General features: G+C 65.1%; 7 protein-coding genes. 6 read left to right on the top strand and 1 reads right to left on the bottom strand.

From position 1 onward, the window contains the following. Nucleotides 1-460: 460 nt before the first annotated feature. The 6 genes from AC3QL3_RS16395 (at nt 461) to AC3QL3_RS16370 (ending at nt 15,000) form a co-directional block, all read left to right on the top strand. Complete coding sequence (locus tag AC3QL3_RS16395; RefSeq protein WP_492895152.1) at nt 461-3,259, top strand: TonB-dependent receptor domain-containing protein; 2,799 nt, start codon at nt 461-463, stop codon at nt 3,257-3,259. Nucleotides 3,260-4,155: 896 nt separating this feature from the next. Continuing rightward, on the top strand, nt 4,156-6,900 hold the full coding sequence (locus AC3QL3_RS16390) for an NHL repeat-containing protein (protein ID WP_492895151.1): 2,745 nt from the start codon (nt 4,156-4,158) through the stop codon (nt 6,898-6,900). Nucleotides 6,901-7,043: 143 nt separating this feature from the next. Then, nucleotides 7,044-10,562, top strand: coding sequence for a DUF4394 domain-containing protein (locus tag AC3QL3_RS16385; RefSeq protein ID WP_492895150.1), 3,519 nt, complete (start codon nt 7,044-7,046; stop codon nt 10,560-10,562). Nucleotides 10,563-10,966: 404 nt separating this feature from the next. After that, a complete protein-coding gene (locus tag AC3QL3_RS16380; protein ID WP_492895149.1) occupies nt 10,967-12,844 on the top strand; it encodes a hypothetical protein in 1,878 nt (625 codons plus the stop codon). Continuing rightward, on the top strand, nt 12,841-13,434 hold the full coding sequence (locus tag AC3QL3_RS16375) for a hypothetical protein (protein ID WP_492895148.1): 594 nt from the start codon (nt 12,841-12,843) through the stop codon (nt 13,432-13,434). The genes AC3QL3_RS16380 and AC3QL3_RS16375 overlap by 4 nt, the downstream gene beginning before the upstream one ends. 3 nt (nt 13,435-13,437) lie before the next feature. Further along, nucleotides 13,438-15,000 carry a hypothetical protein gene (locus AC3QL3_RS16370; protein ID WP_492895147.1) on the top strand — a complete coding sequence of 521 codons (1,563 nt, stop codon included), beginning with the start codon at nt 13,438-13,440 and terminating at the stop codon, nt 14,998-15,000. A 156-nt stretch (nt 15,001-15,156) separates the two neighbouring features. On the opposite strand, the gene AC3QL3_RS16365 is transcribed toward AC3QL3_RS16370, so the two are convergent. Next, the gene (locus AC3QL3_RS16365; RefSeq protein ID WP_492895146.1) at nt 15,157-16,827 is read right to left on the bottom strand and encodes an AMP-binding protein; all 1,671 of its coding nucleotides are present in this window, start codon (nt 16,825-16,827) and stop codon (nt 15,157-15,159) included. Nucleotides 16,828-16,863 lie beyond the last annotated feature (36 nt).

Genomic DNA, 16,863 nt, shown 5'->3' with positions numbered 1-16,863 from the left:
TGAAGCGGTGACCGGTCTCGCAGACTGTCAACAATGGTGACGCCGCGCGCGATTGCGTTCCTTTCCGTTGCCGCTGCGGCGGGAATCGGGCGCCTGGCGAGGCCAGCGCCGCCGAATCCGGCTGCGCTCCTCTCGATACGCACCTCGTCAGCTCATGCCGTCAGGCTATTCCTTGCCATGTGCATTTGTGCCTAAGATCGCCCCGTTCGCGGATCTCGGAATCCGTGCGGTCCGGACGGTACCCCCGACGCCGAATGATCGAGTTCCCGCGAGCAGAGCGCCCATGTCAGGGCCGACTGCCGCCCGCCGACAGATGCGGGCGGGATGGGGAAACCCGAACGACTGGGCAACGCGCGCGTCGGAGCATGCGCGCGAGCCGACGCAGAACGCCGGAGTCGCTGCATTGCGCGCGAATGTTTTCGTGCTCGCGGGATTGTTTTTCCTGCTCCACGCTGGGTGCGTGCGCGCGTCGAACGCTTCGTCGAGTGCGCGCACCTACCATCTGTCGGGCGGCGAGCTGTCCACCGTCCTGAGCGAGCTGGCCGAGCAAAGCGGCATCCAGATCCTGTATGAGACCCGGCTCCTCGCCGGCCGCCGCGTCGACGGCTTGAACGGCGAATACTCGGTCGAGGCTGCGCTTTCGACTTTGCTGCGCGGCAGCGGCCTCGAGGCGGCGGCAGCGACCGCGAACACGTTCGTGGTCAAGCGCGCGACGAAGTCGGCGCCGGTCGACCGCGAAGTACAGGTGTCGTCGCCGCGCGCGCTCAATCCGGTCGAGCTTTCGACCGTCACGGTAGAAGACTGGCGCGTGCAGCGCTTGGGTGTGCAGGGTGTGATGCCGGTCACCGAGATCACGCGCGAGCAGATCGACAGCAGCGGCTATCTGACTTTGTTCGAGCTGTTGAAGGCGCAGCCCGGCATGCAGGTGACCAACCAGCCGGAGGCGATGGCGTCGGCGAGCGATTCCAGTTTCAAGACCGGCGCGGCGGGAGCGGCCGCGGTCGCGCTGCGGCGGCTCGGCGGCAAGAGCACCTTGTTTCTCGTCGACGGCCGGCGTGTCGTCGGCTACGGACTGGCGCAGGACACGGCAGGGACGGTTCCCGATCTCAATGCGATTCCGCTGGCAATGGTCGAGCGCATCGAAATCTTGCGAGATGGTGCCGCGGCGATCTACGGTTCGGACGCCGTCGCGGGTGTCGTCAACCTGATCCTGCGTCACGATTTCTCCGGCGCCGAGATCAGCCAGTCGGTCGGTCAATCCGAACGCGGCGACGCCGCCACGCAGCAGACCTCGTTGTTGTGGGGAAAGCGCACCGAAGGCGGCATCGGCCTGTTGTTGAATCTCGCCTATCTGCACGGCGAACCGCTGCTCGGCGCTGCGCGATCGTGGTACAGCCTCGACCAGCGCCGCCAGGGCCTGCTCGACATGCGCAGCCCCTATTCGTTTCCCGGCACCTATGTCTTTCAGGGTGCCGGCGGAGCTCTTCGCTATGCGGCGTTGCGCGGCTGCGACGGTACGCTGGCCGATTCCGGTGCTTGTCTGTTGGATGGGGCGAAGTACACCACGCTGCAGAACGGCCGGGTCGGCAAGTCGCTGCTCGCGCGCGTGGAAATTCCGCTCGGCGATTCGATCCGCGCCTACGCCAATCTGCGCGCCAACGATTTGGTGCAGCGGCAGCAGGCGAGCCCTTCCGCCGCGTTGGTGCCGCTGCTGGGGCAGTCGGACGAAGACCCGATCACCTTGCTGTACTCCTTCAACGACATCGGTCCCGTGCGCGAGAAGACCGAGTCGACCTTGCTCAGCCTCGATGCGGGAGTTCGCGGCGCATTCGGGAACTGGAACTGGAGCCTGGATGCCAGCGCGCAGCGCAATCGCGTCGACGACCGCATCGACGGTCTGGTGCGATCCGACGTCCTAGCTATCGACGGCGAGTCCTACAGCTTCGGCGGCGCTCCGCCGAGTCGCGCGCTGCGCGAAGCGATGGCGCCTCAGATCCGGCGCAAAGGCGTCACCGAGCTGAAAGAGCTCTCGCTGGAAGCTTCCGGCGCCGCCTTCGACCTGCCGGCCGGCGCGGTGTCGATGACGACCGGATTGGAAGCTCGTCGCGAGCGCATCGAGCAGCAACCCGATACCGATCTGGTCGCCGGCAAGCTGTTGAACCAGCCACCCGAGTACACCCAATCGCTCAGCCGTGGCGCGAAAGCGGCGTACGTCACCTTCGATCTGCCGATCGCCGAGCAGCTCGACGCCTCGGTCGCGTGGCGGCAGGAACAAATCGACGGCTTCGGCTCGCATGGAGCGCCGACGTTCGGCCTGCGTTGGACGCCATTGGACAGTCTCGTTCTGCGCGCCTCGAGTTCCTCCGGTTTCCGCGCGCCGACCCTGCTCGAATTGCATCAGCCGCGCAGCGTACCGACCTCGCTGCCGCTGTGGGTTCCTCAAGTGGCCGGCCCTTGCCTGCGCGAAGCAATCGCGACCGGACCTGCCAGCCTGTGCCAGCTCGACGTCAGCATCAGCGGCAATCCCGCGTTGCGGCCCGAGGAAACGAAGACGACGGCGATCGGAGCGGTGTGGGGGCCTACGCAGGCGTTCAGCCTGAGCCTCGATCTGTACCGAAGTGTGCGCGACAACGAGATCGCGACGCCGCCGTACGCGTACATGCTCGCCCATCCGCAGGAGTTCGCCGATTTTCTCGCGCGCGATGCCGACGGTCGTTTGACCGGGCTCACCAATGCGTTCGCCAATCTCGCGCGAACCACGACCAGTGGTGCCGACGCCGAAGCGCGCTGGGATTTCGGCGGCGAGCGGAGCGGCCGTTTCCGCCTGACGCTCGGCTTGAACTATCTCGACCGTCTCGATCGCCGCATCGCACCCGGCACGCCGCTGACCCGCAGCGCCGGCTTCGCCGACACACCGCGCCTGACCGGCGTGTCGACCCTGCGCTGGTCGCGCGGCGACTGGGTCGGTGCGGCGCATCTGCGTTACGTCGGCTCGTATTCGACCGAGCCGTATGCGGACTCCGAGACGCCCTGTGCCGACTACAAGAAGATTCAAGGCAAGTGCAAGATTCCGCCGTTCACACTGACCAATCTCAATCTCACCTACAACGGCATCCCGCGTTGGGCGTTCACCGTAAGCGTGAACAATGTGTTCGATCGCACGCCGCGCTACTACGACGAACCGTCGGGCGGCTTCAATGCCGCCTTCGACGATGTGCTCGGACGCTACTACGCATTCCGCGTGACCCATCGTTTCTGAGCTTTGCCGGTAATGAGTAGAGGAATTTCGTTCCTCGAGGTGTGTGCTTCCGAGTAGCGAGTTTCGGTGCCATTTCGTAGGTCGAGCTTCGATGCGACCGAGGGCTATTCAGCCGTCTAGTCGGATGAGGGCGACAGAAAGATTTGCGAGAAAAAAGAAAGGCCTCGGGAACCGAGGCCTTTCAGCGAGCTTGTTTTCGATGTCGACAAGCTTGGGGTTCTTGTCGATCATCGTCGATGGACGACGGTCCGCGGCAGACACGAAAAAAGCTCGAGAGGAAGTGTGCTTGTCGAGCACGATTTTCGTAATTGCACGACGAGCAGAAATCATTCAGTTCTAGCCTTCGATAGAACGATTTCGAGCGATCGAACATTCGTTTGCGCATGGTTGCCTCTCGACGAAAAACCGAGCGACTCGCCGCTTCCTGCACGACTGACCGGCTGAAAGATTCAGCGTATTTGTTCAGTCCCCTAGTCGCTTATGCGGTGCAATTATGAGTGTCGATGCTGTCGACCTTCTCGAAACCTCTGCACGGATGAACGGCTTGTCGAACGATGCCGATGTCCTGACCCATTCGCCTGGCTCGCAGGCGGATCGATCAGACGGCTACTCGTCGGCGCTGGCCGAAGTTCCGTATGGGCGATTCGATGAAGGCGGCTGGACCGTAGGGCGGGCGGTCTCGAGGCATCGGAACACTGGGGATCTTGCAGTTGCGCTTTTGAGGATTTGATTTCGTCATTCCGCGTCGGAACGCGCGGCGGTCTGCATTGGCATGGGTCCATGCGTTGCGGACTGTACGAAGACGAGAAGCATCGGCCCGATCTTCCGGATGAGCATCTCATCGTGCCGTCGACGACCCGCAGCCGTCGCCGGCACTCCAGATTGGGGATATCCGAATGACGATTCACGAAAGAAGCAGGCGTACGGGCACTTGGTCGAGTTCGCTCGGCTTGGTCGCCACGATCGCCGGCGCCGTATTCGCGGCCGGCCTGACGCCGGTGGCATCCGTGCAGGCCAGTACCGCAGCACACGAACCGAAATTGGCGCCACGCACCTCATCGATGTCGGCGCCGCAGGCCGGCCCGTCCACACCATTCGGCGCCGTGGTCAACGGATTTGCGCAGAACTCCGGAGCACGGCAGCTGGTATCGCTCGATTTCAACACGCCCGGCACGCTGACCAGCGTCGGTTCGGCGAACGGCGAACCGTTTTGGGGAGCGGGCTTTCTCAACGGCGACACCAGCAAGCTGTACATGCTCGGTGACAGCGGCTTGTTCTCGGTCAACACCACCACGGGCGCCAAGACGCAGATTTCCGGCAGTGCCGGTGGTGGCGACGTGTGGGGCATGACTGCCGATCCCAGCTCGCAGAAGCTCTATTGGATCGGCCCGACCACTGATCAGGAGCTTTCCACGGTCGATCCGGTCACCGGCGCCACCACGCTGGTCGGTGCGATCACCGGCGTCGCGGCCGGCAAGACCATCAACTCGATCGCTGCCGATGCACAAGGTCGCTTGTTCGGCACCGTGATCGAAGACGACACCCTGATCTCGATCGACAAGACCAACGGCGCCACGACGGCGATCGGTCCGCTGGGCGTCAACGCGACCAATCTGTCGGGTCTCGCGTTCGATCCAGCCAGCGGTACGCTGTATTTCTCCAATGCCACCATCGGTGTCTTCACCGTCAATGTGGCCACCGGCCAAGCGACAGCGGTCGGCACGGCTCAAGGAAACGCGCAGCTGGTTGCGTTGGCGATCGCCGGCGCACCGGGCGTAACCTTCACCGTCACGCCGAGCGTCGGCACCCCCACCGGTACGATCGCACCGGCTACCGCGCAGACGGTGGCTTCGGGCGCGACCACCAGCTTCACGCTGACGCCGGGCTCGGGCTTCCACGTCGACACCGTCACCGGCACCTGCGGTGGCTCGCTCGCCGGCAACGTCTACACGACCGCGGCGGTAACGGCCGACTGCACGGTGATCGCGAACTTCGCCGCTGGCGATCCGTCGCCGGTCATCGAAGTGACGCCGTCGCCCCTGGCGATCACGGTCGACGCCGGCGCTACCGAGACCAGCCCGCTGACGGTCAAGAACACCGGCGGCGGCACGCTGACGTATTCGATGTCCGAAGCAGCCAAGACGACACCGCCGTCTGCGCGAGCCAATCACACGAAGAGACGCACCGTGCAGCTCGGCCAAAGCACGCTCAGCCGGGCGCAGGCGCATCAGAACCTGACCGGCGTGCCGTTCGCGCAACCGGTCGTCCTCGGCGCGTTGACGATCTCGCAGATGCAGGACAACACCGTCGGCAACGACGGCGTCGGCTGCGGCAACAACGGCGAGGACGACCCGGCCGCGGAGAGCACGGCCGACAACAGCTGGTGGCGCCGCTTCTACTTCAGCGAACATCCTGAAGTGGGCGCGAGCGCAAACGTGGCGAGCGTGACCATCGGCGCCGGTCAGAACGGTTCGGGCGTGACGATCACCGGCATGCCGGTCACGATCAACCTCTACACGATCCCGCACTCGACTCCGGTCGATACGCTGGTGAGGAGTGCGCTCACGCCGATCGGAACCGGCACCGGAACGATCAACAGCGGCAACGTGACGGCGACGATTCCGGTGACCGGCTCGGTCGACGATACGGTCGGCAAGGATCTGGTAGTGGAGTTCCACGTCGATGGCAATGCAGATGGCGAAGGCTTCCTGCTGCCCGGCGCCAACACGACCCCGCAAACCCATCCGTCCTTCCTCTCGTCCACTACTTGCGGCTTGGCCGACCCGACCTCGACATCGGAGCTGGGCTTCGACGATTTCCATCTGGTGATGATCGTGACGCTCGACGAAGGCGGCGGCCCGGTCGGCTGCCAGAACCCGTCCGACGTGCCGTGGCTGAGCGTGTCGCCGGCGAGCGGTTCTTTGGCGGCCGGTGCTTCGGCCGATTCGACCGTGACGGTGAACGCATCGACGCTGGCGGCAGGCAACTACTCGGCGAACATCTGCGTGACCAGCAACGACACCGCGAACCCGTTGGTGACCGTGCCGGTCAACGTGACGGTGGAAGCGGTCGCAGTCGAACCTTGCTCGGCCTCCGACAAGATCTTCTGCGACGGATTCGACGGTGCGGGCAGCGGACCGTTCGAGCAGCCGGTGAAGGATTCGGGTTTCGAAGCGACGCCGGGAGACACGGAAGTGAATCCATTCTGGGCCGGTACCGACACCAACGACGATGGCGGTGGTACGCCGTTTTACAGCACAGCGTTGGGCGAAGCGCACACGGGTGAGTTCGCGGCGTGGGGCGGCGGCTGGCGCCAGCCGGGCACGCAGACCTGGTCGCAGAGCGTGACGATCACGAGTGGTGGTGCGCGCTACCTGAACTACTGGCGTCTCGTCAACACGGTACCGGACGGAACGGCGGTGTTGAAGATCACGGTCGACGGTACCCAAGTCGCGTCGACGGATATCGTGGCGAATGGCGAAGATGCCGCTTGGACGAACGTATCGGTCGATCTGAGCAGTTACGCGGACGACGCCGCGCACGAGATCAAGTTCGACTACACCACGACCGGTGCCGAAGACGGCAACTGTTTCGTCGATGACATCACCATCAACGAAACCCAAGGCTCGAAGCGACGCTGAGCGTCGACGCGATGAAAACGACGGGGCCTCCACCGAGGCCCCGTTTCGTGAACTCACTCTTCCCGAGATCGGAAGCCGTCGAGCGGGGCCTGCCTCGAGTCGTCAGTTCTTCCGACAGATGTCCATCCGATAGGACTCATCCCATGAGAAGAACGATACGCTGTGGCCTTCTTTCCGCGGCGCTGATCAGCGCCTTGTTCGCCACCTCTGCATCCGCCTTGAGCATGCAGGCCAGCACCAGCCCTCTGACGCGCGGCGTGGAGCAGCCCGAAGCCGGCATCAACCGCCTCGACGGTCGCTACAAATCCAACGGCGCCGCCATCACACTCGGCGAGCCCGCGTTCACGGCGCGCGCCGCGGCGCCCGAAGCGATGGCGCGCGAATACCTCGCAGCGCGCCACGATCAGCTCGGCCTCAAGACGAGCGAAGCCTCTTCGCTGGCGCGCACGACCTTGCGCGCCGGCAAACATTTTTCCGTGGTGCGCTTCGAGCAGCGCCACGAAGGTCTGCCCGTCTACGGCAGCGACATCGCAGTCAGCGTGCAGCCGAACGGTAAGGTCATCTACGTGGCCAACTCCGCCGTCGGCGGCCTCGCAGCGTTGAGCAATGCAGCGAACAAGTCCGAGGCCGACGCGCTCGATCTGGCCAAGCAGTATCTGGGCGTTTCCGAACTCGAATATCAGAAGCTGCGCAAGATGGTCTACGCCGCGCCGAGCGGAACCCGCATCGTCTGGCGCGTCAACGCGATCGCGAAAAGCGGCGTGCAAGGCCATTGGGAACTGCTGATCGACGCGCAGAGCGGCGAGGTGCTGCGTGCGCAGGACAAGGCGCAGAACGCCGACGGCACCGGCACGGTATGGACGCCCGATCCGTTGTCCTACAAGAAGGTCGCTTACGGTGGCGGCTACGTCGACGGCAACAATGCCGATACGCCGGAGCTGACCGCCGCGCTCGTCAGCGTAACCCTGCCCGGCATCACTCAGGACGGATCGGGCAATTACAGCCTGTCCGGCCCCTACGCGGTCTGCAAAGACTGGGACACGCCGCACGGCACCGAATGCCCGGTGCAGGCGAGCACCGATTTCTCGGTCACGCGCAGCGCGGAGACGTTCGATGGAGTGAACGTCTACTACCACATCTCGCGCTACATGAAGTACGTCAATGAAACGCTCGGCATCACCGCGATGCCGCTGAACCATACGGGCGGCGTGGTCTACGACCCGCACGGATTCGACGGCGACGACAATTCGCAGTACGTCGGCGGAGCGAACGATCTGCGTTTCGGTCAGGGCGGCGTCGACGACGCGCAGGATGCGGACGTGATCGTGCACGAGCTCGGTCACGGTCTGCACGACTGGATCACCGGCGGAAACTTGTCGACGAGAGAAGGCTTGTCGGAAGGGTTCGGCGATTTCGTCGCCGGCTCCTACAGCCGCGATTTTCCGGATCAGTGGACACCGACGGACGCGGCCTACAGTTGGGTCTTCAACTGGGACGGCCATTCCGCCGACACCTGGGCCGGGCGCGTGCTCAACTATCAGTTGAACCACGCCTATCCGAATATCGGCAGCAGTCCGGGCGGTGGCCATATTCCTGGGCAGTATTGGTCGTCGTGCAATCTGGTCGCACGCGGCGCCTTGCAGGTGATCGATCCGGTCGAAGGCGGCAAGACGTTCGACAAAGCCTATTTCCAGGGCATGTCGATGACCGGCGGCAACACCAACCAGAAAGATGCGGCGCAGGCGGTCATCAATGCCGCAGCGGCGCTCGGCTACACGCAGGCGCAGATCGATGCGATCGGCGCGGCCTACAACTCCGGCAACCAGAACGGCAACACCAGCTGCACCTACGCCGTGACGGTACCGGGCGCCGGCACCGATCCGGTCATCGCGGTCGACCCGACCACGTTGAGCGGCACCGCCGCCGTCGGCGCGTCGACCACCACGCCGCTGGCGATCAAGAACACCGGCGGCGGCAGCTTGAACTGGTCGATCGTCGAAGCGGCCGATGCGGCGCGCAGCCACTTCCCGCGCGATGAGCGTCAAGCGACGCCGATCGGCAGCACGGCGAGACAGCCGAAGTGGGTGTCGCAATCCTCTTCGTCCTCCGCTTCGGCGAAAGCCGCGTTGTCGACGCCGCTCGGTGCCGCGGTCAACGGCTTCGCTCGCGACGCCGGCGAAGACGCGTTGGTGTCGCTCGACTTCAATACGCCGGGTGCGTTGACGACGGTCGGCTCGCCCAATGGCGAACCGTTCTGGGGCGCCGGCTTCCTCAACGGCGACACCAGCAAGTTGTACATGCTCGGCGACAGCGGCCTGTTCACCGTCAATACCACCACCGGTGTCGCGACGGAGATTTCCGGTACGGCGGGTGGCGGCGACGTCTGGGGCATGACGATCGATCCGAGCGCGCAAAAGCTCTATTGGATCGGCCCGACCACCGGCCAAAAGCTGTCGACCGTGGATGCAACCACCGGTGCGACGACGCTGATCGGTGCGATTACGGGTGTTGCAGCCGGCAAGACCATCAACGGCATCGCCGCCGACGCGCAGGGTCGTCTGTTCGGTACGGTGCAGGAAGACGACATCCTGATCTCGATCGACAAGACCAGCGGCGCCACGGCCACGATCGGTTCACTCGGCTTCGACGTGACCAATCTGGTCGGCCTGGCATTCGATCCGGCCAGCGGCAAGCTGTATCTGACCAACCAGGGCGACGACAAGGTCTATACGGTCGATATCGCCAGCGGTACGGCGACGGAAGTCGGGCCGATACAGAACGGCACGAATCTGGTGGCGATTGCGATCGCCGGCGGCGGTACCACGCCGACGGGTTGCGACAATCCGAGCGACGTGCCTTGGCTGTCGGCTTCGCCCGCATCGGGCACGGCAGCGGCTGGTGGCCAATCGGCCGTCACCGTCACGTTGAACGCGACCGGGCTCGCAGCCGGAAGCTACGACGCCAATCTGTGCGTCGCGAGCAACGATGCGGCCAATCCGCTGGTCACCGTACCGGTCAGCTTCACCGTCACGGCCGCCGGCGGCGATCCTTGCACCGCCTCCGACAAGATCTTCTGCGACGGTTTCGACGGTGCGGGCAGCGGACCGTTCGAGCAGCCGGTGAAGGATCCGGGCTTCGAAGCGACGCCGGGAGACACGGAAGTGAATCCATTCTGGGCCGGTACCGACACCAACGACGATGGCGGTGGTACGCCGTTTTACAGCACAGCGTTGGGCGAAGCGCACACGGGTGAGTTCGCGGCGTGGGGCGGCGGCTGGCGCCAGCCGGGCACGCAGACCTGGTCGCAGAGCGTGACGATCACGAGTGGTGGTGCGCGTTACCTGAACTACTGGCGTCTCGTCAACACGGTGCCGGACGGAACGGCGGTGTTGAAGATCACGGTCGACGGTACCCAAGTCGCGTCGACGGATATCGTGGCGAATGGCGAAGATGCCGCGTGGACGAACGTATCGGTCGATCTGAGCAGCTACGCGGACGACGCCGCGCACGAGATCAAGTTCGACTACACCACGACCGGTGCCGAAGACGGCAATTGTTTCGTCGATGACATCACCATCGGCGAGACCCAAGGTTCGACGCGGCAGGTTCCGCATCAGCCCGTTACCCGCGATCCGGGCGCGAGCAAATCAAAGCGCCGCTGAGCGCAACTTCGAAACGAGCGGGGACTTCGGGTGAAGTCCCCGCTCGTACGTTATAAGGAGACGTTGCCGATGCATGAGTAACGCCGCGGCTGAGAGAGCCGCCGTCGATTCATCGGCGGGCGATGGCCGGAGCCGTCGGGGCGAGCGATCCATTCGTTGCGAGGATGGGTCGATGACCGGAACGGACGTTCAGTCCGGCAGTTGAGGGGAGTTTCTTGGGGTTTCACACGTTGATAGATCGGAAAGCGTACGCAACGATCGATGGCGCCGTTTTCAATCGCCTGTTGCCGGCCGGAGATCCTTCTCGCTCGGACGAACGGGTTCGGCGGCGAATCGACACCGCCGCGACCAGTGCGCGTTTTCGCGGCGCATGGGTCACGCAAGCACTGTTCGCCGTCGCGGCCTTGTTCGCGATCCGCGGCGCGCACGCGCTCGACTACACGCCGCACGGCACCCAGCCGGGCTTGCAATCGGTCCTGATCGATCCGACCGGCTGCTCGTCCTGTCATCGCGGCGCGACGCCGGTACAGGCGTCTTTCCTGCCGCACTCGACCTGGAGCGGCTCGATGATGGCGAACGCGGTGCGCGATCCATTGTTCTGGGCCGCGCTCGACGTCGCCAATGCCGATGCCGCCTCGATCGGCAAATCCGGCGTCGGCGACTACTGCCTGCGCTGCCACACGCCGCGCGGGTGGCTGAGCGGCCGTGTCGTCAAAGACGCCAGCGGCAATCCGACCGCAGCCGACGGCGAGAAGGGCTGCCGCTTGCTCGGCAGCTACACCGAGCGTGAAGGCAAGACCAACGACTACAGCGGTGTCGACTGCCACTACTGCCATCGCCTGATGCCGAACGGTCCGCAAGGAGAGACGCTGGCGATCGGCAACGGCAACACCTGGGTCGACGACGCGCTCAACTGCACCACGCCCAACGGCGATACCTTCGCCGGCCCGTGCCGCCGCGGTCCCTACGACTACAGCAAGGACGATCCGCTGAAGGCGCCGCACGGCTACGTCTATTCGAGTTATCACAAAGATTCCGCGCTGTGCGGCAGCTGCCACGACGTCACCACGCCGGACACCGACGAAGGCCCGCTGCGCACCTTGATCCGCGCCGACGGCAGCGACAGCGCGCGGCCGTTCCCGATCGAGCGCACCTACACCGAATGGACGCGCAGCCTGTTCGCCGAAGCGATCTTCCGCGACGGCCTCGGCGACGGCGCGCCCGGCACGCCGGTGCTCGCGCGCGCGCAACAGTGCCAGGACTGCCACATGCCGTCTTCGCAGTCCGACGCTGCTGCGGCGTGCCGGCAGAATCCGGCCGGCTCGCGCACGGGCAATCTGCCGGTGCACGAATTCGCCGGTGCCAATACCTGGGTTCCCGCGATCATCAAGGGCGAATACGCCAGTCTGATCAGCAGCAGCTTGCTCGGCGATTTCGACCGCACCATCGCGGCCGCGCAGAGGATGCTGCAAGCCAGCGCCAGCGTCACCGCGACGGTGACGCAGTACCAGCCGCCCGGGGCGACCACCGCCGGAACGCTGGGCGTGCGCGTCGAGGTCACCAACCTCTCCGGCCACAAGCTGCCGACCGGCTACGCCGAAGGCCGGCGCATGTGGCTCAACGTGCAGGTGCGCGACGCGGCCAACCAATTGGTCGCCGAGAGCGCCGCCTACGACGCCAGTACCGCCGTTCTGACCGAAGACCCACAAGCGCGCGTGTACGAGGCACTGCAAGGCATCTGGAATGCCACCACGCAGCGTTGCGAGATCGAGCGCGACGGCAAGAAGCAGTTCCATTTCGTGCTCAACAACTGCGTGGCGAAGGACAACCGCATTCCGCCGCTCGGCTTCCGGCCGAAGGCGAGCGACGATCCGAACGGCGAAGAAGCGGGGCCGGTCGGTCACGTCTATGCGGAAACCTCGCCCGGCTCCGGCGTGCTGCTCAATCGCGATCGCGCCGATTACAGCTTCGAGCTGGCCCCCGCCGCGACGCCGCCGTTCAGCGCGACCGCGACGCTGTACTACCAGACCTCCAGCCGCGACTACATCGAGTTCCTGCGCGACCAAGCCGTGCTCAACGCGACGCCGGGCGAGAACTCGATGTGCAGCGGCAGTCCGGAGCGGCCGTTCACGGCCGGGCCGCAGCAGCGCAGTCGCGGCGAATTCGTCTATCAGCTGTGGAACAACGCAGCCGACGACACAGGACAGGCCGGCTACGGCAAGTCGCCGCCCGCGGTCACCGCCACCGCCGTTGCCGTCACGCCGCAGGAGCGCTCACGTTGAACGTATTCATCCGCATGTTGACCGTCTCGATCGCCGCGCTACTCGCCGGCTGCGCGACGCCGGCGACGAAATCCACCACGAAGACGGACGCGGCAGCGACCAGCGGTGCGTCGAGCGGCCGCCTGCACGGTTACGTCGTCGGGCGTCGTCACAGCGACTTCTCCTGGCGCGACGGCAAGGAACATCGTTACGAAGTGGAGTACGGCTGGGACTACGACCAGGGCATCGCGCTGCGCAAGACCTTCGACGAAGGCGGCGCGTTATTGCAGACGCAACGAGTCCGCGGCGAGGAGCCGCCGCTGACCGAGAGCGAACGCGAGCGCGTGCAAGTGCTGGTGCGGCAGCAACCCGAACTGAAGCCGCTGGTGGACAAGCCCGGCGTCGTGGTCTGGGCCGGCGGTTTCGTCTACCGCAAGCTCGACGATCCCTATTGCGGGGACAAAACACGTTGCATCCATGCGATCGCGTCGGCCGACAACGGCAGCACCGCGGTCTCGCACTCGATCGTCGATCTGCAAAGCGATCGCGTCGTTTATCCGTTCTATCGCCCGGCGGACGAGAAGACGGCCATCAAACCGAAGGGAGAGTAGACCATGCGTTCATGCAAGCTCGCGATATCGCTGCTGCTGCTCGCCGGCTGGGGAGCCGCTCACGCCGGCTCGCCGACCTGTACGAGTCCGGAAACGAAGATGAGTTGGCCGGCCACTGACCCGATCTGGGAAATGTGCTGGCTGCCGCCGAGCGAAAGCGTCGGCGGCATCGGCTCGGGCATGGAACTGCGCAAGGTCTACTTCAAGGGCCACATGGTGTTCGTGCGCGCGCACGCGCCGATGCTGTTCGCCGAATACAAGGACGGCGACGGCGGCGACTGCTACCGCGACTGGAAGAACGAAGACTCGGGTCTGCTGGCCGATCGCGCGGTGCAGAACAAGCTCGGCGTCTCGGTGGACCCGCCCAGCGCGGTCGCCTCTTGCGATCGCTCGAACGATCCGACCGAGTCCTACGAAGTCTGCCCCTACCAGCTGTCGGGCTATCCGAACGCGACCGCGACGTGCGGCGCGCCGTTCGCGATCGAGGACAACGGCGACCACGTCGTCTTGACCACGCAATACCGCGCCGACTGGTACATGTACGCCTCGCGCTGGACGTTTTGGAACGACGGCCGCATCCAACCCTCGTTCGGCTTCGGCAATCGCGACGGCACCTTCAATACCGTCACCCACTGGCACCACAACTACTGGCGCATGGAGTTCGCCATCGACGACGGCAACAACACGGTCAGCGTGAACGGCGTCGACAAGACGGCCGAGTTCTCCGATCTGCGCGACGCCGCCGGCGGCGCGAACGGCGGCCCGAAGACCTGGGAAGTGCGCAATCCCACCACCGGCAACGGCTACAAGCTGGTGCCGGGCGAGAACGATTACTTAGTGCCGACCAACCAGTCCGGACGCGGCTTCCATCTGGTCGACATGATGGCGACGAAACAACACGACGGTGAATACGCCGATATCGTCGAGCCCAGCGATCCGTGGGAAGTGCTGAACATCTGCAACATGGAGTCGGGCAACCTGGTCAACGGCGAGAGTCTGGTCGACGCGCGCCCCGCCCTGTATTACCGCGTCGCCGTGCGCGATTCGACCGCGAACGACTGGCCGCCCGGCTGCACCGGCAGCAACTGCATTCCGCAGGATTCGATGGTGTGCAAGAAGACCGGACCGACCTTGATGCCGTTCGGCCCGTGGATCGGTTCGGTGCCGACCGACCCGACCGCGCAGGTGAATGCGGGCGAGATCGCGCTCAGCCTGATGCTCGGAACCACCGCGACCGACCTGTTCAACCTGCGCAATGTCGGCGCCGCCGGCAGCACTTTGACCTATACGATCGACACCGCGCCGACCTCCTGTGCCAATCCGGCGGCGGTATCGTGGCTGAGCGCGGCGCCGACCTCGGGTAGCGTCGCTCAGGGCGCGACGGCCAAGATCACGACCAGCGTCGATGCGACCGATCTCGCACTCGGCCCGCACCACGCCCTGGTCTGCGTCCACAGCAACGATACGGCCAATCCGACCATCGAGGTGCCGGTCGACATCACCGTGCTGCCCAACGACGTGATCTTCGCCAGCGGCTTCGAAACGGCGCCCGCCGCACGCCGCTGAGGCACGATACGCACTGCCGGTTCGGTTGCGAGCCGGCAGTGCGAACCTGTGTATTTGCATCGCCTGCCGATTAGCGGGCGATGCGACCCCAACGTTCGGCGCCTTGCTCAGGTGTCGCCGAACATGGATTGAGCTGCGCGGCACTGGCTGCGCAACTCACGCCTCCCACACGAACGCATCGCGGCTGACCGACTCGCGCGCGATCAGTTCGGCATAGCGTTGTTGCACCGGTTCGCGCCGCACCTTCATGGTCGGCGTGAGCAGGCCGCTGTCGATCGTCCACGGCGTCGCCACCACCACGATCTTGCCGATCTGCTCGTTCGAATCGAGCGTCGCGTTGGTGTGCTGCATCGAGGCGAGCAGGTCGCGCTGCACCTCTTCGCGCGCGCGCTTGCGTGCCTCCGGCCCGAGCGAGACGAGCAAGATCGGCTGCGGCACGCCCGGGCCGACCAGGCAGCAGGTTTCGACGTCGGGCGTGCGCACCGCCTCTTCGATCGGCGCCGGGGCGACGTACTTGCCCTTCATCGTCTTGAAGATTTCCTTGGTGCGGCCGATCACGTAGAGATAGCCGTCTGCATCGAAGCGGCCCTTGTCGCCGGTGCGCAGGAAGCCGTCGTCGGTGAACGCGTTGCGCGTCGCTTCCTCGTCCTTGAAATAGCCGAGCATCACGCCGGGGTGGCGCACCTGGATTTCGCCGTCTTCGCCGAGCCGTACTTCGGCGTCGGGCAGCACCTTGCCGATCGAGCCGACGCGATTGGCGCGATTGCCGTTGACCGCGATGTAAGCGAACGCTTCGGTCGGCGCGCAGCCGTTGAGCACGCGGATGCCGAGCCGCTCGTACCAATCCAGCAGAGAAGGCGCGATCGGTGCCGAGCCGGACAGGATGAATTTGGCGCGATGCAGGCCGATCTTGCGGCGGATCGAGCGCTTGAGATAGCTGCTGACGAACGGAATGCGCAGCAGGCGATCGAGCTTGCGCTGCGGCAACCGATTCAGTACACCGGCCTGCAGGCGGTTGTAGACCAGCGGCACGCCGCAGAACATCGACGGCGCGACGCGCGCCAAGGTGTCGCCGAAGGCCTCGATGCTTTCGAGGAAGTGCACCTGCGCGCCGAGTATCAGCGAGCCGCCTTCGCAGACGAGGCGCTCGAAGAAATGCGCAAGTGGAAGATACGAGAACAGATGCTCGCTGCCGTCGGACTTCAATCCGTGCGGCGACAGCACGTGTTGCAGGAAGCGCCCCGAAGTGAACTGCACGTTGCCGGCGCTCAGCATCACCGCTTTCGGAAAGCCGCTGGTGCCGGAGGTGTAGACCATCAGCACCGTCTGCCCGGACGGCGGCACGCGATAGCCGGTGTAGGGCTCGTAACCCTCGATCATGGCGTCCCAATCGTCGTCGAGCTGCGGCACGCCGGGGTAGGGCAGCGACCAGCGCGGCACGCCGGCCGGTACCGCGGCGAGCAGCTCCTGCAGATCGAGTGCGGGGCCGACGAACATCGCGCGGATTTCGGCATGCTCGAAGATGTAGCGTGTGATCTTCGCGCTCTGCTTGGGATACAGACCGACCGTGACGTAGCCGGCCATCGCGATCGCGAGGTCGGCGAGGAACCAATGCGCCGTGTTGCGACCGGAGATGCCGATGCGGCTGCCGGGCGGATAACCCTTCGCACGCAGCGCCGCCGCCATGCGTTGCACCTGCGTCAGGCTTTCGCCCCAGCTGTAGATGCGCTCCTTACCGTCAATCGGCTGATGCAGCCACGGCTGTGCCGGCGTGTCGCGGCCGCGCTGTTGCAACAGTTGCACGTAGTCGTAGACGGGTGCATTCATGATGAGCTCGCGGTGATGGGTTCGCGTCGTGTCGTC

Source organism: Dokdonella sp. GW821-FHT11D02 (assembly GCF_058808595.1).
The sequence above is the reverse complement of the archived record's forward strand: the minus strand, read 5'-3'. Positions and strand labels throughout refer to the sequence as shown.